This is a genomic window from Kitasatospora sp. NPDC054795, from assembly GCF_053611565.1.
On sequence record NZ_JBSHAP010000017.1, the window covers coordinates 74,051 to 93,080 of the forward strand.

16 protein-coding genes are annotated in these 19,030 nt (G+C 74.4%); 12 read left to right on the forward strand and 4 right to left on the reverse strand.

The genetic code is table 11. The annotated features are described in order from the left end of the window. Positions 1–183: 183 nt before the first annotated feature. The 6 genes from ACWGJO_RS08945 (at position 184) to ACWGJO_RS08970 (ending at position 5,171) form a co-directional block, all read left to right on the forward strand. Positions 184–438: a hypothetical protein gene (locus tag ACWGJO_RS08945; protein ID WP_452182838.1), complete on the forward strand. Its 255-nt coding sequence runs from the start codon at positions 184–186 to the stop codon at positions 436–438. Further along, positions 435–1,868 carry a sensor histidine kinase gene (locus ACWGJO_RS08950; RefSeq protein WP_452182839.1) on the forward strand — a complete coding sequence of 478 codons (1,434 nt, stop codon included), beginning with the start codon at positions 435–437 and terminating at the stop codon, positions 1,866–1,868. Before ACWGJO_RS08945 ends, ACWGJO_RS08950 begins: the two co-directional genes overlap by 4 nt. Continuing rightward, positions 1,832–2,488, forward strand: a complete 657-nt coding sequence (locus ACWGJO_RS08955; protein ID WP_359898300.1) for a response regulator transcription factor — start codon at positions 1,832–1,834, stop codon at positions 2,486–2,488. Before ACWGJO_RS08950 ends, ACWGJO_RS08955 begins: the two co-directional genes overlap by 37 nt. Before the next feature lie 134 nt (positions 2,489–2,622). After that, complete coding sequence (locus tag ACWGJO_RS08960) at positions 2,623–2,892, forward strand: hypothetical protein (protein WP_452182852.1); 270 nt, start codon at positions 2,623–2,625, stop codon at positions 2,890–2,892. Between the two features lie 474 nt (positions 2,893–3,366). After that, a complete protein-coding gene (locus ACWGJO_RS08965; protein ID WP_452182840.1) occupies positions 3,367–4,188 on the forward strand; it encodes a lipase family protein in 822 nt (273 codons plus the stop codon). Between the two features lie 185 nt (positions 4,189–4,373). After that, the gene (locus ACWGJO_RS08970) at positions 4,374–5,171 is read left to right on the forward strand and encodes a metal-dependent hydrolase (protein ID WP_387686511.1); all 798 of its coding nucleotides are present in this window, start codon (positions 4,374–4,376) and stop codon (positions 5,169–5,171) included. Positions 5,172–5,308: 137 nt separating this feature from the next. Here the strand turns inward: ACWGJO_RS08970 and ACWGJO_RS08975 are convergent, their stop codons facing one another. Beyond that, entirely contained in the window at positions 5,309–5,929 is a 621-nt protein-coding gene (locus tag ACWGJO_RS08975; RefSeq protein WP_452182853.1) for a TetR/AcrR family transcriptional regulator, read from the reverse strand. A gap of 192 nt (positions 5,930–6,121) precedes the next feature. Between ACWGJO_RS08975 and ACWGJO_RS08980 the strand changes: the two genes are divergently transcribed. Further along, positions 6,122–7,591: an MFS transporter gene (locus tag ACWGJO_RS08980; RefSeq protein WP_452182841.1), complete on the forward strand. Its 1,470-nt coding sequence runs from the start codon at positions 6,122–6,124 to the stop codon at positions 7,589–7,591. Further along, complete coding sequence (locus ACWGJO_RS08985; RefSeq protein WP_359898292.1) at positions 7,588–7,992, forward strand: cupin; 405 nt, start codon at positions 7,588–7,590, stop codon at positions 7,990–7,992. Before ACWGJO_RS08980 ends, ACWGJO_RS08985 begins: the two co-directional genes overlap by 4 nt. An 86-nt stretch (positions 7,993–8,078) precedes the next feature. Here ACWGJO_RS08985 and ACWGJO_RS08990 read toward each other — a convergent pair whose 3' ends face one another. Beyond that, the gene (locus tag ACWGJO_RS08990) at positions 8,079–8,816 is read right to left on the reverse strand and encodes an alpha/beta fold hydrolase (protein WP_452182843.1); all 738 of its coding nucleotides are present in this window, start codon (positions 8,814–8,816) and stop codon (positions 8,079–8,081) included. A 428-nt stretch (positions 8,817–9,244) separates the two neighbouring features. On the opposite strand from ACWGJO_RS08990, the gene ACWGJO_RS08995 reads away from it, so the two are divergent. Beyond that, positions 9,245–9,721 (forward strand): hypothetical protein, encoded by a 477-nt coding sequence (locus ACWGJO_RS08995; RefSeq protein ID WP_452182854.1) that lies wholly within the window; start codon positions 9,245–9,247, stop codon positions 9,719–9,721. An 85-nt stretch (positions 9,722–9,806) separates the two neighbouring features. On the opposite strand, the gene ACWGJO_RS09000 is transcribed toward ACWGJO_RS08995, so the two are convergent. Together ACWGJO_RS09000 and ACWGJO_RS09005 are read right to left on the reverse strand one after the other, a co-directional pair. Beyond that, entirely contained in the window at positions 9,807–13,133 is a 3,327-nt protein-coding gene (locus tag ACWGJO_RS09000) for an SdrD B-like domain-containing protein (RefSeq protein ID WP_452182844.1), read from the reverse strand. Between the two features lie 163 nt (positions 13,134–13,296). Beyond that, positions 13,297–14,325: a LacI family DNA-binding transcriptional regulator gene (locus ACWGJO_RS09005; protein ID WP_452182845.1), complete on the reverse strand. Its 1,029-nt coding sequence runs from the start codon at positions 14,323–14,325 to the stop codon at positions 13,297–13,299. 153 nt (positions 14,326–14,478) lie between these two features. On the opposite strand from ACWGJO_RS09005, the gene ACWGJO_RS09010 reads away from it, so the two are divergent. The 3 genes from ACWGJO_RS09010 to ACWGJO_RS09020 are packed head-to-tail and all read left to right on the forward strand — an operon-like array spanning position 14,479 to position 18,992. Beyond that, positions 14,479–15,732 carry an MFS transporter gene (locus tag ACWGJO_RS09010; RefSeq protein ID WP_452182847.1) on the forward strand — a complete coding sequence of 418 codons (1,254 nt, stop codon included), beginning with the start codon at positions 14,479–14,481 and terminating at the stop codon, positions 15,730–15,732. Positions 15,733–15,758: 26 nt separating this feature from the next. Then, positions 15,759–16,466, forward strand: a complete 708-nt coding sequence (locus ACWGJO_RS09015; RefSeq protein ID WP_452182848.1) for an alpha/beta fold hydrolase — start codon at positions 15,759–15,761, stop codon at positions 16,464–16,466. A 3-nt stretch (positions 16,467–16,469) separates the two neighbouring features. After that, positions 16,470–18,992 carry a beta-glucosidase gene (locus tag ACWGJO_RS09020; protein WP_452182849.1) on the forward strand — a complete coding sequence of 841 codons (2,523 nt, stop codon included), beginning with the start codon at positions 16,470–16,472 and terminating at the stop codon, positions 18,990–18,992. The last annotated feature ends 38 nt before the right edge of the window (positions 18,993–19,030 follow it).

Below are 19,030 nucleotides of genomic sequence, written 5' to 3' on the forward strand. Positions count from 1 at the left end.
CACGGGGCCCCCCCCCGCGCGGCCGGGGCGCGCCCCGGCCGCGCAGGCGCCCGCGGGGCGGGGTGGGCCCAGCCCCACCCCCGGCGGGGGTGCAGGTGGATTCTGCCGTCGTCCCGCCGTCCCTAGCGTTGATCGCGTGCCGCCCGATGCCGCGGGCGGCCGTGACGATGCGGGGAGGACGAGGTGCGGGAAGCGGCGGGTGCGGGGCAGGGGGCCCCGGCACTGCGGTTGTCGGGGCTGCGCGAGCGCTTCGGCTCGGTGGTGGCCGTGGACGGGGTCGAGCTGTTCGTGGCGCGAGGGTCGTTCCACCGGCTGACCAGTGGTCAGCAGCGTTCGACACCGGGGCGGATGCGGGGCCGGGTGCGGGCCAGGCTGCCCGGGCGGACGACTGCGATCATGAACGACCCGCACCACCGAACCCGACCGGAGGACTCGTGAGCAGCCCGCAGACCCCAGCCGCCCGCGAGCCGGGCAGCGATGCCCGTCTGTCGGGCAGCGACGCCCGTAGGCCCGGCGGCGACGCCCGTGAACAGGCCGATGCTGTCCGGGCATGGGCCGACGCCGTCCGCGAGCCGGGCGCCGCGGCCCGCGAGCTGCGCGCCGCCGCCCGGGCACTCGGGCGGCTCGCCGTCCTGACGCTGCTGATACCCGTCGGGGTGGCGCTGATGACGGTCTTCCTGTTGTCCTTCGTGCTCTGGGGCTGTCTCGGGATCTTCCCGCTCTTCCCGGCCGCCACCCGGATGGTCCGCTCCGCCGCCGAGGCGGGCCGGTGGGCGGCCGGCCACTGGTCGGAGGTGCCCGTGCCGCCGCCGTACCGGCCGCGCCCGGCCCTGGAACGCACGCTCCACGGCTGGTACTGGACCGGCCACGACTACCACAGGAACCGCTGGTTCGCGGGCATGGCCCTGAGCGTCCGCTGGCTCTGGACCGACCCGGCGACCTGGCGCGACGCCCTGTGGCTGATCGCCGACCCGCTGGTCGGCGGCGCCGTCGCGGCCGTACCCGTGCTGCTGGTCGGCACCGGCCTGTACGGGATCGTCCAGGCACCGCTGCCGTACGACCTGCCGTTCGGTGGCCTGCCCGCACTGCTCCTCGGCCTCCTCGGGCCCGTACCGATCGTCGCCGGGCTCGCCCTCGCACGCCCCGCGCTGCGCCTGCACGGCCGGTGGACCGGCACCCTGCTCGGGCCCACCGAACGCTCCCGGCTCGCCCGGCGGGTCGAGCAGCTCACCGAGATCCGGCTGGACGCCACCGAGGCCCAGGCCGCCGAACTGCGCCGGATCGAACGGGATTTGCACGACGGCGCGCAGGCCCGGCTGGTCGCGGTGAGCCTGCGTCTGGGCGCGGCGGCGGCACTGATCGACCGTGATCCGGAGCAGGCCAAGCGGGTGGTGACCGACGCCCAGGAGAGCGTCACCCAGGCCCTCCAGGAACTTCGCGACCTGGTGCGCGGCATCCACCCGCCGGTCCTCGCCGAACGCGGCCTCGCCGAAGGCGTGCGGGCGCTGGCCCTGGACGTCCCGCTGAAGGTCGAGGTGCGGACCGAACTGCCCGGACGGGCCGAGGCGCCGGTGGAGTCGGCGGTCTACTTCGCGGTCAGCGAGGCGCTCACCAACGCCGTCAAGCACGGCGACGCCCGGCACGCCGCCGTTCACCTCACCCACGCCGCCGGACTGCTCCGCGCCGAGGTCACCGACGACGGCCGCGGCGGCGCCGACCCGGACGCGGGCAGCGGCCTGAAGGGCATCCGGCGCAGGCTCGCCCCGTTCGACGGTACGCTCACGCTGACCAGCCCCCCGGGGGGTCCGACCAGGCTGATCATGGAGCTACCGTGCGTGTTGTCCTCGCCGAGGACCTCGTCCTGCTGAGGGACGGCCTCTCCCTGCTGCTCGGTGCCCACGGGCACGAGATCGTCGCCGCGGTGGAGAGCGGACCCGAACTGGCCGCCGCGATCGCCGACCACCGCCCCGACATCGCGGTGGTCGACGTCCGCCTGCCCCCCACCTACACCGACGAGGGCCTCCAGGTCGCGCTCGCCGCCCGCCGCGAACGGCCCGGCCTGCCGGTCCTCGTCCTCTCCCAGCACGTCGAACAGCTCTACGCCCGGGAACTGATCGCCGACGGCACCGGCGGCGTCGGCTACCTCCTCAAGGACCGGGTCTCCAAGGCCGACCAGTTCGTCGACGCCGTCCACACCGTCGCCGCCGGCGGTACCGTCATGGACCCCCAGGTCATCTCCCGCCTCCTCGCCCGCAACGCCTACGACCAGCCCCTCGCCCTCCTCACCCCGCGCGAACGCGACGTCCTCGCGATGATGGCCGAGGGCCGCTCCAACGCCGCCATCGCCCAACGGTTGCACTTCAGCGAGGGCGCGGTCAGCAAGCACACCTCCAACATCTTCGCGAAGCTCGACCTCGGCGCCTCCGACGACGACAACCGCCGGGTCCTCGCTGTCCTCGCCTACCTCAACGGAACACGCACGCCCTGAGGCCACGCCGCTGCGTTGTGACGCCGACCGTGCAGGGGCGCACGGCGCATGGGGAACCCTGTGCTGACTTTCAGTCAGTTAATAGGATGTGAGTGCGAGGCTCCGTGTCGGAGGAAGCACCAATGGGGGAAGCCGTGGACCGTGAATGGCAAGCCGATCCTTCCGCTTCGTTCGAGAAGCGACTGGGGAAGTCCGCCAAGGAACTCGGCGTGTCCGACGGCAGGGACGAATGCCCGGACATCTGGCAGCTCTCGAACGGCGACATCGCCGTGATCGGCCGGGACCTCACGGAGGACTACCGTGGCAGGCTTCCCGAGGGCGTGGCCCTGGGGGCGGGTGAGCGGCTCGTCGTGATCCCCGGCCTCATGCTCGGCACGGCGAAAGCGGACATCGCGGACGCCTGACCGACACGCCCCCGACCTGCGGCCCGGGTCGGCAGGCCGTTGCTCTCCAGTGAATGGAGGTGCTCGGTCAGGACCTTGGGTGTGATCCGATCACCGATCGTTGCAAGGCGTTGTAGCGGCCGGCCCGTTCCGCTCGCGCGGCGATCAGGGTGCGCACCGGCGCGCCGGTTCCAGAAGAAGGTCGGCCGCAGCCCGCTTTGGTGGCTGCCGCATCGGCGGGTGATTCGGGCGCAGGGGCGCGGGCTCCCTGTGCCGGGTCCTGGCGGGGCGGGGCGGGCGTGCCCGGGGAGGGTGTCGTGCCGCGGGTGCCCGGCGGATGGGGGCGAGGGTGCGGCCCGGTCGCTCACGAACTGTGCGCGGGGTAGCGTCACTCCTGGTCACCAGGGCGCTGCGGTGCGCACCCGGCGGCGGATGCCGGTCGGGGCCTGGGGGCCGATCCGCCGTTCCGTCCGACGACCCGGCAGGAGTCCCCCCATGGCCGTACCCACCGACTTCGACCAGCAGGCCACCGGCTACAGTCTCCCGCACGCCTACTGGCTGGCGAAGGCCGCCGATCTCGCCTACAAGGACGAGGCCGTGATCGAGGAGCAGGCCCACGCCTGGGGCTTCGACGCCGTGCGTCACCACCAGACGCGCTTCACCCCGCCGTTCCCGCTCCAGGACACCCAGGCCTACACCATGGCCGGCGACGACATGATCGTCACCGCGTTCCGCGGCACCGAACCCGCGCAGATCCGTGACTGGCTCACCGACGCCACCACCCCGCCCTGGCCCGGCCCCGCCCGGACGGGCTACGTCCACTACGGCTTCGCCGAGGCCCTCGAGTCGATCTACCCGGACGTCGCCAAGGCCGTCTCCGATCTGCGGACCGACAATCAGACGGTCTGGTTCACCGGCCACAGCCTCGGCGGCGCCCTCGCCATGCTCGTCGCCGCCCGGCTCGACCTGGAGGACCCGAGCCTGGCGGCCGACGGCATCTACACCTTCGGCCAGCCCCGGACCTGCGACCGGCTGCTCGCCGCCGCGTACGACAAGGGCCTGCGGGGCCGCACCTACCGTTTCGTGCACGGCAACGACATCGTCCCGGAGCTGCCCCCGGAGCCCGCCTTCACCCATGTCCAGGCGCTGCGCCACATCGACTCCTCGGGCCGCGTCACGGAGAAGGTCGGGCTGGTCACCGGGCTGACCGACCGGGCCAAGGGCCTGGGTGCGGCGGCGTTCTCGCCGGACGGGGAGGGCGTCCGCGACCACATGATGCGCAGCTACCTCGCCGCACTGGAGAAGGCCCTGGCCTGATCTGCGGGGCGCCGGAGGTCCGGCGGGGCGGAGCGGGTGGGGTCCGGCCGGCCGGATCAGGGGGAAGGAAGGGGGGAGCGGGTCGGGGGCGAGGGGCGGGGTCGGTGATCTTGGACGGATAGGCTGCCGTGACGTCAGGTCCTCGCGGTGGGGACCGAGCTGATGAGGATCGGTGGTGTACGGACATGATGGGACCGGCGCATTCGCTGTCGGGTGCGGCCGCATGGCTGGGGGTGGGCGCGGTGGCGGCCGGGATGGGGGAGCCGATGCCCTGGCCGGTCCTGCTCGCGGGGGCGCTGATCTGCGCGGGGGCGGCGCTGGCGCCGGACCTGGACCACAAGGCGGCGACGATATCCCGGGCGTTCGGGCCGGTGTCCCGGGCGCTGTGCGAGGTGATCGACAACCTCTCGTACGCGGTGTACAAGGCCACCCGGGGCAAGGGCGATCCGAGGCGCTCGGGCGGGCACCGGACGCTGACGCACACCTGGCTCTGGGCGGTGCTGTGCGGGGCGGGCGCCGCGGCGGTGGCCGTGTTCGGCGGCCGCTGGGGTGTGCTGGTGGTGCTGTTCGTGCACATGGTGCTGGCGATCGAGGGTCTGCTGTGGCGGCAGGCCCGGGTCTCCAGTGACGTCCTGGTGTGGCTGCTGGGGGCGGCCAGCGCGTGGATGCTCGCGGAGGTCCTCGACAAGCCCGGCAACGGCTCGCAGTGGCTGTTCGAGGAGCCTGGGCAGCAGTACCTGTGGATCGGGCTGCCGATCGCGCTCGGCGCGCTGGTGCACTGCCTGGGTGACGCGCTGACCGTCTCGGGCTGCCCGGTGCTGTGGCCGATCCCGCTCGGGCGCCGGCGCTGGTACCCGATCGGGCCGCCGAAGGGCATGCGGTTCCGGGCCGGCAGCTGGGTGGAGATCAAGGTGCTGACCCCGGTGTTCATGGGGGCCGGCGGGGTCTGCGCGGCGGGGGCGCTCGGCTTCTTCGGCAGTTGACGGGATCGACGGCCCCGGAAACCGGCGGGGTCGGGGTTCCGTCCGCAGGGTGGGCGCCGGTCGGTGGGGGAACCCCGCCGGCCGGCGCCCTTTGCGTGGCGCCCCGCGGGCCGGGGCGCGGAAGGCCGCGCAGCCGCTCAGCGGGCCGCGAGCAGGCCGTCCACCAGGGCGTCGAGGCCGTCCCGGTAGGTGTCCTGGGCGGTGAGCGGTGCCCAGCGGTCCGCGAGTCCGGCCAGGCGGGGGAGTCGCTCCGGGTCGAGGTCGGCGAAGACCTGCTGGCGGTGGGTGGGGCGGTCGTCGGCGGGCCGGCGGCGGGTGGCCGTGGCGCGGACCATGATCTCGCCGGCGGTGTAGTACCAGATCGCGCGGTAGCCCTGGACGGCCCGTTCCGGCGAGAGGCCGCAGGTGACCAGGCCGTCGACGATCTGCTCGACGAACCACAGGGAGTGGGCGGACATCAGGCTGTCCCCGGTCAGGACCTCGACGATCCACGGGCAGGCGGCGAGCGCCTGGTGGATGGCGGCCGCCGCGGTGACGACCCGTTCGCGCGGGTCGGCCGGCAGTTCGGTCGGTCGCAGTGTCCGCGCGGCGTAGTCGTCCAGCAGCAGGACGAGCAGCTCCTCCTTGTCGCGGACGTGGTGGTAGAGCGCCATCGGCGTGCTGCCGATCTCGGTGGCCAGGCGGCGCATGGTCAGCCGCTCGACGCCCTCCTCGTCCACGATCCGGCGCGCCGTGGTGACGACCTCCTCCCGGGAGATCCGGGGCGGCCGGCCGGTGGCCTTGCGCCGCGTGCCGGGCCGCGGGGCGGCGGGCGATCCGGCGGGCTGCGGTCCGGTCGGCCGCGATCCGGCGGGCTGCGGGGCGGAGGGCGGCTGGGCGGAGGGCTGCTGCATGCCCCCATCATCACCCGGGGCTCGACAGCGGGGATCGCCCGGGACTACTTTCTATACATGTACAAAAACTTACGAGGGCGCCCCGGCCGGGTGCTCGCGGCGGTGACGGTCGCCCAGTTCGTCTTCGCCCTGGACATGTCGGTGGTCAACGTCGCCCTGCCCGCGATCCGGGCCGACCTGGGATTCGCACCGCTGGACCTCTCCTGGGTCGTGCACGTCTACGCGCTCACCTTCGGCGGGCTCCTGCTGCTCGGCGGCCGCGCCTGCGACCTGTACGGCCGGCGGCGGCTGCTCCAGCTGGGCCTGGCCGTGTTCGGCCTCTGCTCGCTGGCGGGCGGACTGGCCCAGTCGCCCTGGCAACTGGTCGCCGCCCGCGCCGGACAGGGCGCGGGCGCCGCGGCGGCGGCCCCGGCCGCGCTCGCGATGCTCACCACCACGTTCACCGAAGGCCCCCGGCGGGTGCGCGCGCTCGGCGTGTGGAGCGCGGCCAACGCCGCGGGCGGGGCACTGGGCGTGCTGGCGGGCGGACTGCTGACCGAGTACGCGAGCTGGCGCTGGGTCATGCTGGTCAACCTGCCGATCGTGGCGACGGCGCTCGCGCTGCTGCCGGCCGGCGGTCCCGCCGAGGAGACCGGAACGGCCCAGGCACCGTCCGGACGGCGGGAGCGGCCGGACGTGCTCGGCGCCGTCCTCGCGACCGCCGGGGTCGGGCTGCTGGTGTTCGGTGTCGTCCGCACCGACGTCCGGGGGTGGGGCTCCCCGGCCACCCTGGGGACGCTCGCCGCCGCGCTCGCGCTGCTGACCGCCTTCGCCGTCACCGAGGCCAGGACCTCCGCACCGCTGCTCCGCCCGGGCCTGCTGCGCAGCCGATGGGTGGCCGGTGCCAACATCCTGGTGTTCCTGGCCGCCGCCGGGCAGTTCACGGCCTTCTACTTCGTCTCGCTCTACCTCCAGCAGGTGCTGGGCCTGGGCGCCGCCGCCACCGGCCTCGCCTTCCTGCCCTTCTCGGCCGGACTGGTCGCGGGCACGGTGCTCGCCACCCGCGTCGTCGCGCGCCGCACTCCCCGGGCCGCCCTGGTGCCCGGGGCGGTGCTGGCCACCGCGGGCCTGGCCTGGTTCGCGCTGATCAGCCCGGACGGCGGCTTCCTCACCGACGTCCTCGGCCCGTCCCTGGTCACCAGCATCGGCACCGGGCTGGTCCTGGCCCCGGTCGCCGCCGCCGGGACCACCGGGGTGGCCGCCCGCGAGGCCGGGACGGCCTCCGGCCTGCTCAACAGCTCCCGCCAGCTCGGCGGCTGCGTCGGCCTGGCCGCCCTGGCCACCGTCGCCGCCCACCGCTCCGGCGGCGCCACCGACCCGTCGGCCCTCAACTCCGGCTACGCCACCGGCCTGGCCGCCACCGCCGGGCTCTTCGCCCTCGCCGCGCTGGTGGCGATCGGAGTGCTGCCCCGGCGGCGGCCGCAGGCGCCCGGGCACCCCGCTCCGCTCACCCTCGCAGAGAACCGATGGGAAGGAACCCGCTCATGACGACCACTCCGCTCGCGGCCGTGGACCTGTTCGCCTCGGCCCTGCACATCCACCCCGACGGCGACGTCCGGGCGGCCGGGCGCCGGATGGCCGCCGGCGACGCCGGGGTCTGGCAGATCGCGACCTTCCACGTGGAGAGCGACGCCGACGTCCACGCCGACCACTGGGAGATGCACCCCGAGGCGGAGGAGGCGGTCTGCTGCCTGGCCGGCGCCGTGCGCCTCCACCTCCGCCCCGTCGAGCCCGGCGACGCCGAGTCCGTGGTGCGGCTGGCGGCGGGCACCGCCGCGATCGTGCCCCGGGGCCGCTGGCACCGGTTGGAGCTCGACGCCCCCAGCGACCTGATGTCGATCACCCTCCGCAGCGGCACCCGGCTGGAGCCGCGCACGGAAGCCGGCTGACCCGAGCCGAAGACCGGTGGGCGGGGCGGGCGGGGCGGGGGCGGGGGCGGGGCGGTCCGGAGCCGGTCGGGCCGCCCCGCCCGCCGTCAACGCCCCTCGGCACTCCGGACGTCGGCACCCTGCGGAGCGGCGGATCCGGCGATCCGGCCCAGCAGGGTGGCGAGCTCCCCGGGCATGGACAGGAACGGGGCGTGGCCGCTGGGCAGCCGGTGGACGGTGTCGGCGCGGGCGGCGAGCTCGCGCTGCCGTGACGGTTCGAGGGCCCGGTCGTGCTCGCACACGATGTAGCTGGACGGCACGGTGCGCCAGCCCGCCGTGGTCACCGGCCGGGTGAAGGACCGGACGCTCTGCGGGGTCAGCCGGGCGAGGGCGCGGTCGGCCTCGGCGGCGGGCACGTCGGTGTAGTGCAGGCGGCGGGCGTCGGCGTTCGGCGGGGTGCGGCCCGTGTCGTCCTCCGGAACGGGAGCCCCGAGGAAGGAGAACACGCTTTCGCCGACGTCCAGTTGGAAGGCGGCGAGGTAGACCGCCCGCACCACGTTGGTGGCGCCCGCGATGGCCTCGGTGGTGGGGGCGCCGCCGTAGGAGTGGGCGACCGTCACCACCGGGCCGTCGATCCGCCGCAGGCGGTCGCGGATCGCGTCGGCGTCCTCCAGCAGGCCGGCCGGGCGGGCGGCGTCGGGGTGGGCGGCGGAGCTGGGCAGGTCCACGGTGTGGGTGCGCCAGCCGTCGGCGGCGAGGGCGGTGCGCACCGCGTCCCAGCACCAGGCGCCGTGCCAGGCGCCGTGGACCAGGAGGAAGGCGGGGCGGTCGGGGCCGGCGGTCATCTGCGGTGGTCCTCCGTCGTACGGGGCGCGGGCGGTGGGCCTTCCGAGTATCCAGCGGGAACGTGACGGCCGTGTGACGCCGGGCGTGTCGCCCGCCGGCCGGCCCGGGGCCGTCGCCGGCCGCCCGCCACCCGTCGTCGTCAACTCGGCTTCCGGAGTGCCACCTTGACGGGTGAGATGCCGTTGTCGGGTGACGGGCGCGGGGGACAGGGCCCGTCCCACCGCCGCCGTGCCGCCCCGGTCCGCCCGGGGCGGCACTCGCGCACCGTCACCCGAGGGCGCCCCCGGCCGGATCCGGCGGATCCCGTCCGATCGGTCGCCTACCCTACGAACCGACCGGCCGTCCCGGCCGTGGCCGTTCCAGAAGGAGTCCTGTGTCGTCCTGCGACCCCCAACACGCTCCCGTCGGCGATGTGAGCGCAGCGCTCATGGTGATCGACTCCCGGCTCAGGTCCGTCTATGAAGGCAAGTCCGGGACGGGCCCCGAGCACCAGCGGATGGTCGACCAGCTCACCGCGTCCTTCGGCCCCGACGAGGCCGAGGCGCTGGTGGAAGGCGCCTGCACCCTCGTCTACATGTACATGAACTGGCTGCGCTCGGCCTTCGAGAAGCACGAGGAGGACGTGCTCGAACACGCGATCCCCAGCCTGGTGGCCACCATGCGCATGATGCCGAGGACCTTCCGCCCGGAGGTGATCCCCACCATGGCCGGCCTGCTCATCGCCGCCGGCACCGGGTTGAGCCCCAACCTGTGGCGCGCCCAGTACGGACCGTGGACCAAGGAGGAGATGAACCCCCTGGAGGCGACGGCCGTCCTGCTCGCGGAGTACATCAACCGGATCTCCGGCAACGGCGAGGACTTCGCCACCAAGCTGGTCACCGACGCGCTGTCCCAACTGGATTAGGACCGCCGGGTCCGATCCGGAACGCGCCAGTGGCGCCGCCCTGGACGGGGCGGCGCCACTGGCGTCCAGCGGGGTCCGGGGGGCGTCAGCCGTGCCGGCCCGGTCGGCGGTAGGCGACGAAGCAGAGGGTGCCGCCGCCGAGGAGGGCGATGGCGCCGAGTGCCGCGACGAGGGTGTCGGGGGAGGAGCCGCCGGTGTGCGGCAGTTCGCCGCTCTCCGACGGGCTCGGGACCTGGGTGTGGGTGTGCGTGTGGGTGGCGGTGGCCGTGGCCGTCGGGCTCGGCGAGTGGGACGGCGAGTGGGTCGGCGAGGAACTCGGGCTCGGGCTCGGGCTCGGCGACGGCGTCGGCGAGGAGGTCGGCGAGGGCGAGGAGGTCGGCGACGGCGAGGAGGTCGGCGAGGGCGACGGCGAGGAGGTCGGCGAGGGCGACGGCGAGGGGGAGGTGGTCTGGAGGACCACGCCCATGTCGAGGTCGAGGTCGCGCTGTCCGCCGCTGAGGGTGACGGTCTGGGTGATGCCGGTGGCCGGGTCGGCGTCCGAGTCCTTGGCCGGGTCGGTGCCGGCGTGCTGCTTGGTGACGGTGGCGCCCTTGGGCAGGGTGGCCAGGTCGAACCGGACCGCGTAGCTGCCGTCCGGCAGGTTGTCGAACAGGTAGTGGCCGGTGGCGTCGGTCACCGCGGTGACCGGCTTGCCGTCCTTGTCCCGCACCGGCTGGCCGTTGCCGTCCAGCAGGTGCACGGTGACCCCGGCGATCCCGGTGTCCCCGGGCTTCTGGACGCCGGAGCCGTCCTTGTCCTGCCAGACGAAGTCGCCCAGCGCGTTGTCGGAGGGTGTGACCCGCTTGACCGCGACGCCGACCTTGGCGGGCTCGGCCGGCAGCAGCTGGCGGCCGGCCGCGTCGGTGGCGGTGTACGCGAAGCTGTTCCAGGCGTACTCGCCCTCCGGCGCGTCGTAGGAGGCGACCATCGGCCAGGTCAGGGTGAAGGACTCGCCGGAGGCCATGGTGCCGGGGCGGTGGATGCGGAACCAGGTGGCCGTCCCGGGGCCGGGGAAGGTGGTGCTCCAGACCGCCGCGCTGTTGCAGCCGGTGCGGTCGACGACGACGGGCTCCACGCAGGGGTTGGGGTCGGTGGTGTACTCGATCAGCACGGTCGGGTCGCTGCTGGTGATCGGCTGGCTGAGCGACGGGGTCCAGGCGCTGCCGCGCGGGGCGTCCTGGGTGAGCACGTAGTTGTCGCCCGGGGTGGGGAGCCTGTCGTAGGCGATGAAGTCGGTGACCGGGTCGGGGGAGTCGTTGCGCACGGTCATCCGGTACGAGATCCGGCCGCCCGGGGTGGCGGTGCCGATGCTCACGTAGTCGGAGTCCAGGTCGCCCTTGACCTCCTTGTACGAGCGCAGCACCGACGGCACGTCCACCCGGATCTGCGAGGAGGCGTGGCAGAGCAGCTCGGTGGTGTTGCCGTTGCCGTTGAGGTCGAGCACGTCCGGGGTGCTGCCGCTGTCGGAGCCGGAGAACATGCAGGCGACGGGGGCGGTGGGCTGGTCCACGGTGACGTAGACGTCGTTGGTGAGGTCACCGGAGCGGATGCTGTTGGCGACCTGGACGTCGAAGAGCATCCGGTAGGCCAGCTGGTCGTGCAGGTACGTCATGTCCGGCGCGCCGGCCGGCCACTCCATCCGCAGGATCTGCCGGCCGTCCGGGCCGGGGGTCACGGTGATCGACGAAGGGGCCTTGGCGTCCGGGTAGTTGGGGTCGGGCCGGGCCGAGCCGTCGATGTAGACCACGCCGGCCGGCAGCACGTCGTAGAGCACCAGCGGCCGGTCCAGGTCGCGGGCGCTGCGGTTGTACGGGATGACCTGGAAGGTCGCCCGGCCGCCGGGGGCGGACAGCTCGCCGGCGACGGTGGTCTTGGCCGCGCCGAGGTTGGTGGCCCGGGTGATGGTGGTCTGCGCGCAGGCGTTGGCCGAGGCGTTGTTGGTGCCGTCGGTGGCGGTGGTGTCCACGCAGTTGGTCAGCGGCTCGGGGGCCTGGCGTCCGTCGTGGCCGGGGGTGGCGACCTGGGTGACCAGCTGCACCGCGTTGCCCGGGCTCCAGCCGGTGGGGATCGGCCCGTTCCAGGTGAACCGGAGGCCGACCAGCCAGCGCCCGGCCGGGATGCCGAGCACGTCGTTGGCCGGGTCGCCCGCGCCCGGTTCGAAGGTGATCCGGCGGGTGTCGGAGCCGTTGAACGGGGTGCCCGGGGTGAAGGTCTGCCAGGTGGGGTCGCCGTTGAGGCGGTACTGCAGGGTCAGCAGGATGCTGGTGGGGTTCCACGGCTCCAGCTGGAGGGACTGCGGGAAGATCCAGTTGTAGATGCCGTCGGTGCTGCCGGCCCCGGGGTCGGTGACGGTGAGGCTGGTGGCCGGTCCGGCGGTGTTGGTGGCCGACAGGCTGAAGGAGTTGAGGTCGCCGTTGACGGTGGTGTCGCGCCAGACCTTGCCGGCGGTCACCACCACGCCGGTGGCCGGCGGCTGGAACGGGCTCGTGGTGGCGTTCGCGGTGTCGAGCCGGCGCTCCGGGTCCGGCCCGATCGGGTCGCCGTGCAGGGCCACGACGTTCTCGGAGGTCGTCCCGTCCGGGAAGGAGGCCTCCGGGTAGTTGACGACCAGGACGCCCGGGATGCGGCAGCCGCCGCGCCCGTTGCCGGAGACGAACGGGCCGATGTCGTAGCCCCAGGTGTCCGGGCCGGGTGCCACCGGCGACCAGCCCGGCGAGCGGCCGGTGTCCACCACCGCGCCGGGCGGCAGGGTGTCCAGCAGCCGGCTGGTGTCCAGGTCGACGTTGGGCACGTTGTCGGTGGCGCAGGCGCTGAACTGGTAGGTGACGGTGCGTCCGTCACTGCTGGAGGTCTGGACGCCCTTGGTCACCGTGTACTGCGGCTGCACCTGGACGGAGGTGTCGGCGGTGGCGGTCTGCGAGGGCTCGCCGTTGGCCGACATGGTGGCCGAGTTGGTGGAGGTGGCGCCGTTCGGGGTGGTGAAGTTCGGGTACTTCATCGTCACCGTGACGGTGGCGGTGGTGCCCGGACTCAGGTCCTTCAGCCGGATGTCCATCGTGCCGCCCATCGCGCCCGCGGCGGGCACGGTGGAGGCGGCCACGTCCACCGAGGACGGGTCCGGCGTCCAGCCGAGGAACTGCATGTTCGAGGGCAGGGTGTCGAGGATGTGCCCGCCCGTGCACTCGGTGATGGAGCAGGTGTAGCGCAGGGTGTAGGTGACGTTCTCCCCCGGGGAGACGGTCGCCTTGTCGACGCTCTTGGTGAAGGAGATCGCGGCCTGGGCCGGTGGGGCCAGCACGCTGCTGCTCAGCAGCGAGCCCGCCACCAGCGCCAGGACCGAGGCGATCCGCCCGGTCCGGAATGGAATACGCATAGCGCGCAGTCCAGCCGATCGCCCCTTCGGGCCGGTCGGCGACACGAGGGGCGGTCGCGGCGATTCACCTGCCCGGCGGTCGCTCGCCCGGCCGCACCGCGTACGCCGACCGGGATCCGCGGAGCCCGTGAGGTCTGTCCGGAGGATCCTTGCCGGACGGACGCTAGGACGAGTCGCGGGCGACCAGTTCGACGGCCATCAGGTTCCGGCCGGCCGGGACCGCGTCCGGGTCGGTGACCGCGCGGTCGACCAGGGCGGCCAGTTCCTCGCCGGCCGGCAGCCGCATCCGGACGGAGCTCAGCCGCGGCCGCAGCAGCCGGGCCAGCAGCAGGTCGTCGGCGCCGACCAGGGCCGTCGTCCGGGGGACGTCCAGGCCGGCGTCCTGCAGGGCGCGCAGGGCGAGCATCGCGTACTCGTCGTTGTAGCCGAACAGGCCGTCCAGGCCCGACTCCCGGCAGCGGTCGGCGAGTTCGGCGGCGGACTCCTCGGTGTAGTCCAGCGGCAGCGGTTCGACCGTCACGCCGACGCCCGCCGAGGCGGCGGCGGCCCGGGCGCCGGCCAGCCGGGGGCCGGCGAACAGGGCGAGTCCCGGGTCGGCCGGCATCACGACGCCGATCCGGCGCCGGCCGCGCTCCAGCAGGTGGGCGACGGCGGTGGCGCCGACCTCGCGCTGGTCCATGATCAGCGCGTGCGCGCCGGGTACCGGCGGGACGCCGAGTGTGAACACCGCCCGGGTACCGGAGCGGTGGAGGGTCCGCACGCCCTCGGGGGTGAGCCCGGGGGTGAGGCAGAGGACGGCGGCGGGCCGCAGCTCGGCCCAGGCCCGGGCGGCGTCGTTCCAGCCGCCCGGGGTCGGGCCGAGCAGCACGCTGGTGTAGCCGTAACGGGGCAGGGCGTCCTGGAGCCCCCGGTAGAAGCCACTGAACAGCGACCCGATGGGTACGTCGGAGCCGACCAGCAGCACCAGGCCGGTGCGGCCGGCCCGCAGCGAGCGGGCGCCGGCGTGCGGGACGTAGCCGAGCCGGTCGGCGGCGGCCCGGACCTTCGCCCGGGTCTGCTCGCTGACCCGGCCGCCGGCCGTGTTGTTGAGCACGAAGGAGACCGTGGCGCGGGAGACACCGGCGAGTTTGGCGACGTCGGCGCTGGTGGGCGGCGGCGCGGCGGGGCCGGGAAGGTCGTGGTCGCTGTTCATAACGGTTCGAATCCTTTCACGGTCGGCTCTGGCCGTGGGCCGAATGCCCTGCTAAACATCTGGTTACACGAGTAACCGTTACACGTGTAACCTGATGTCGATCCGCTGCCCGGCACCCCCACCCCCCGCCGGGCACTTCCCCTGGAGGGCAATGTGGCCCTTTCCCCCGCAGGCGACGCTCCGCAGGACGTCCCGGCAGCAGTCCCGCAGGCCCCGGCGTCCGCCGGCCGCGGCCTGCTGCCGTTGCTCTTCACGGGCAACACCGCGATGTACGCGCTCTACCTCGGCGTCGGCAGCGTGCTGCTCCCGTTGCAGGTCGAACACCTTGACCCGGCCGCCAAGGTGGCCAACCTCGGCCTGATCAGCGGCGTCGCGGCGATCTTCGCCACCTTCTTCAACCCGTTCGCCGGCGCCCTGTCCGACCGTTCCGGCCGGCGCAACCCGTGGATCCTGGGCGGCGGCCTGGCCGCGGTGGCCGCGATGGCCCTGCTCGGCAGCGTGAACTCGGTGCTGCTGGTCTGCATCGCCTGGTGCCTCGGCCAGGCGGCGATGAACTTCTACCAGGCCGCGCTCACCTCGGTGGTGCCCGACCGGGTCCCGCCGACGCGCCGGGGCACCGCCTCCGCCGCCGTCGGGCTCGGCCTGCCGATCGGCTCCACCCTCGGCGTCCTGCTGGCCTCCGCGTTCTCCGACCGCATCCGCACCGGTTACCTGGTGCTCGGCCTGCTGGTCGCGCTGGCCGCCGTCCTGTTCGGCGGTCTCGCCCGGGAGCGCCCGATGCCCGCCAAGCGGGCCGTGCCGCTGCGCGAGCAGGCCGCCGCCTTCCTCGGCGTGCTGCGCGAGCCGGACTTCCGCTGGGCGTTCATCGGCCGGGCGCTGCTGGTGCTGGGCTACTTCGCCGTCGTCGGCTACCAGCTCTACATCCTCCAGGACCACATCGACCTGCCCGGCGGCCTCTCGCCCGAGCGGGCGATCGCGATCCTCACGCCGGTGTCCTCGGCCGCGATGGCCGTCTCGACCGTCGTGGGCGGGGTGCTCTCGGACCGGCTGGACCGACGCAAGCTCTTCATCGGCCTGTCCGCCGCGCTCTCCGCGGTCGCCCTGCTGATCCCGGTCCTCAGTCCCACCTGGCCCGGCATGATCGTCTTCTCCGCCGTGAACGGCCTGGCCTTCGGCTGCTTCATGGCCGTCGACACCGCGCTGGTCACCATGGTGCTGCCGAAGGCCGAGGACGCGGCCCGGGACATGGGCGTGCTCAACATCGCCAACGCGGGCCCGCAGATCATCGCGCCCTTCGTGGCCTCCGCGGTGGTCGGCCTCGGCGGCTACACCCCACTGTTCCTGCTCGCCGCCGCGCTCGCGGTGGCCGGCGCGCTCGCCGTGAAGCCCATCCGCGGCGTCCGGTGACCATCCCCCAGAAAGGTTTCCCTCCCATGAAGTTGCACACCCAGGAATGGGGCAGCGGCGACCGGATCGCGCTGCTGATCCACGGCATCATGTCCGACCACCGCACCTGGCGGCGGGTCGGCCCGGCCCTGGCCGAGCGCGGCTACCGGGTCATCGCGGTCGATCAGCGCGGCCACGGGCTGAGTCCGCGCGGCGCGGGGCGGACCCCGCAGGAGCGCTACGCCCTGGACGCGTACGCCGACGACCTGGCCGAGAGCGTGCCCGCCGGCGTCGAACTGGCCATCGGCCACTCGCTCGGGGGCATCACCCTGCTGCGGGCTGTCGAGCGGCTGAAGCCGGCCCGCGCCGTCTACGTCGACCCGGGCTGGCAGTTCGCGCGGGCCGAGGGTGTGGACCCGACGGTGTTCGTGGAGTTCCGGCACGCCGGCCGGGAGCAGATCACCGCCATGAACCCGCGCTGGGAGAGCGCCGACGTGGACGTCGAGCTCGCCACCCTCGCCGCCTGGGACCCGGACTCGGCCCTGGCCATGCCCGGGCAGGAGTCGGGCCTGCCGACCGCTCCCGCCGTGCCCTCGCTGGTGGTGCTGGCCGAGGACAGCTTCCTGGTGAGTGACGCGGACGCCGAACTGCTGCGGGCCCGCGGGTTCGAGGTGCGCACCGTGCCCGGCGCCGGACACACCGTCCACCGGGACGACCACGCCGGTTTCATGGCCGCGCTGGAAGGGTGGATCTGAGCCGTGGACGACCGCAAGGAGAACGCCGTGACCACCCCCGAGGCCCGTGACCGGGCCGCCGCCGACGCCCGCCGCGAGGCCGCCGTCGAGGCCGCCCTCGCCCGGCTGGACCTGCCCGCCAAGGTCGCCCTGCTGGCCGGTGCCGACATGTGGTCGCTGCCGGCCAACGAGGAGATCGGCCTCGGCCGGCTGGTGATGTCGGACGGCCCGGCGGGCGTGCGCGGAGAGCACTGGACCCCGGACGACCCGTCCGTCGCCCTGCCCTCGCCGACCGCCCTCGCCGCCACCTGGGACCTCGACCTGGTCCGCCGGGCCGGCCGGCTGCTCGCCCAGGAGGCCCGGCGCAAGGGCGCCCACGTGGTGCTCGCGCCGACCGTCAACCTGCACCGCAGCCCGCGCGGGGGCCGCCACTTCGAGTGCTACTCGGAGGACCCGCTGCTCACCGGCGAAATCGGTGCGGCCATGGTCTCCGGTGTCCAGGACGGTGGGGTGGCCACCACGCCCAAGCACTTCGTCGCGAACGACTCGGAGACCGACCGCTACACCGTCGACGTCCGGGTGGACGAGCGCACCCTGCGCGAGCTGTACCTGGCACCGTTCGAGGCGATCGTCGAGAAGGCCCATCCCTGGGGCCTGATGGCCGCGTACAACTCGGTCAACGGGCCGAGCATGAGCGAGCACGCCGAGCTCAACAACACGGTGCTGCGCGAGGAGTGGGGCTTCGACGGGGTCCTGGTCTCGGACTGGACCGGTGCCCGGGACACCGTCCGGGCCGCGCTCGGCGGCCTCGACGTGGCGATGCCGGGCCCGGCTACCGTCTACGGCGAACACCTGGTGCAGGCCGTCCGCGAGGGTCTGGTGCCCGAGGCCGTGGTGGACGCGCTGGCCCGCCGCGTCCTGCGGCTGGCCGCCCGGGTCGGCGTGCTGGCCGGTGCTCCGGCCGCCGTCCCGGCGCAGGAGTTGCCCGCGCCGGTCGACGGCGAGTCGCTGGTGCGCGAACTCGCGGCGCGGTCCTTCGTGCTGCTGCGCAACGAGGGCGGCGTGCTGCCGCTGGACCCGGCGCCGGCCTCGGTGGCGCTGATCGGCGCGGCCTCGACCGAGGCCCGGATCGGCGGGGGCGGCAGCGCCCAGGTCTTCGCGACCCGGGTGGTCACCCCGCTGGAGGGCCTGCGGGCCGCGCTCGGCGCCGGCACCCACCTGGTCCACGAGATCGGCGCCGACCCGCGCACCTTCCTCCCGCCGGCCGCCTTCCCGTGCACCGCTGAACTGCTCGGCGCCGACGGGGCGTCGCTCGGTACGGCCGCGCAGGCGGACGGCAACGTCCGCTGGCTGGGCGTGCTGCCGGGCGGCGTCTCCTTCACCGACCTCGCCCGGGTCCGGCTGACCGGCACCCTGACCGCGGAAGCGGCCGGGCGGCACTCGTTGGCCGTCCGCGGCGTCGGCCGGTTCACGCTGGACGCGGACGGCGAGGTGCTCTTCGACGGGGTGCTGCTGCCCGAGGGCGAGGACCCGGCCGCGGCGTTCCTCAACCCGCCGGAGCGCCGCTTCGACCTCGCCCTCGCGGAGGGCCGGGAGGCCGAGGTCACGCTGACGTGCACCATGCCGGAGGCGAGCGACTTCGCCGGGTTCGGCCTGGTCTCCTTCACGCTCGGCCACGCCGCGCCGACCGCCTCCCCGGACGAGCTGATCGAGCGGGCCGTGGCGGCGGCCCGCGCGGCCGAGGTCGCGGTGGTGCTGGTCGGCACCACCGAGGAGGTGGAGAGCGAGGGCGTGGACCGGGCCGGCCTGCGCCTGCCGGGCCGTCAGGACGAGTTGGTCGCCCGGGTGGCGGCCGCCAACCCCCGTACGGTGGTGGTGGTCAACGCCGGCGCTCCGGTCCTGATGCCCTGGCGCGACTCGGTGGCCGCCGTGCTGCTCGCGTGGTTCCCCGGACAGCAGGCCGGCGAGGCCCTCGCCGACGTACTTCTGGGCGCCGCCGAGCCGGGCGGGCGGCTGCCCACCACCTGGCCCGCCGAGGAGGCGGACGCCCCGGTCTGGGGGGTCGAGCCCACCGACGGCCGGCTCGACTACGCCGAGGGCCTGTTCATCGGCTACCGGGCCTGGCAGCGCCGGGCCGGTGCCGCTCCCGCGTACTGGTTCGGGGCCGGTGGCGGCTACACCGACTGGTCGTACGAGGGCCTGGAGGCGCGGCTGGTGGAGGGCGCCTCCGACGTGCTCGCCGAGGTGACCGTACGGGTGCGCAACACCGGCGGGCGGGCCGGGCGCGAGGTGGTGCAGGTCTACCTGGCCACCGACGGCTCCGACCGCAGCCGTCCGGACCGCCAGCTGGCCGGCTTCGCGGTGGTCGAGGCGGAACCGGGCGCCGTCGCCACCGCGCGGATCGCCCTTGCGCGTCGGGCCGTGCAGAGCTGGGACACCGCGGCCCGCGCCTGGCGGGTCAACCCGGGCGTGCACACCGTCGAGGCCGGCCGCAGCGCCGGGGACCGGCCGCTCGCGCTGGCCCTGGTGGTGCCGCCGCAGGCCTGACCCGGGACCGCTTGCCGAGGGGGCCCCGACGTGCGAAC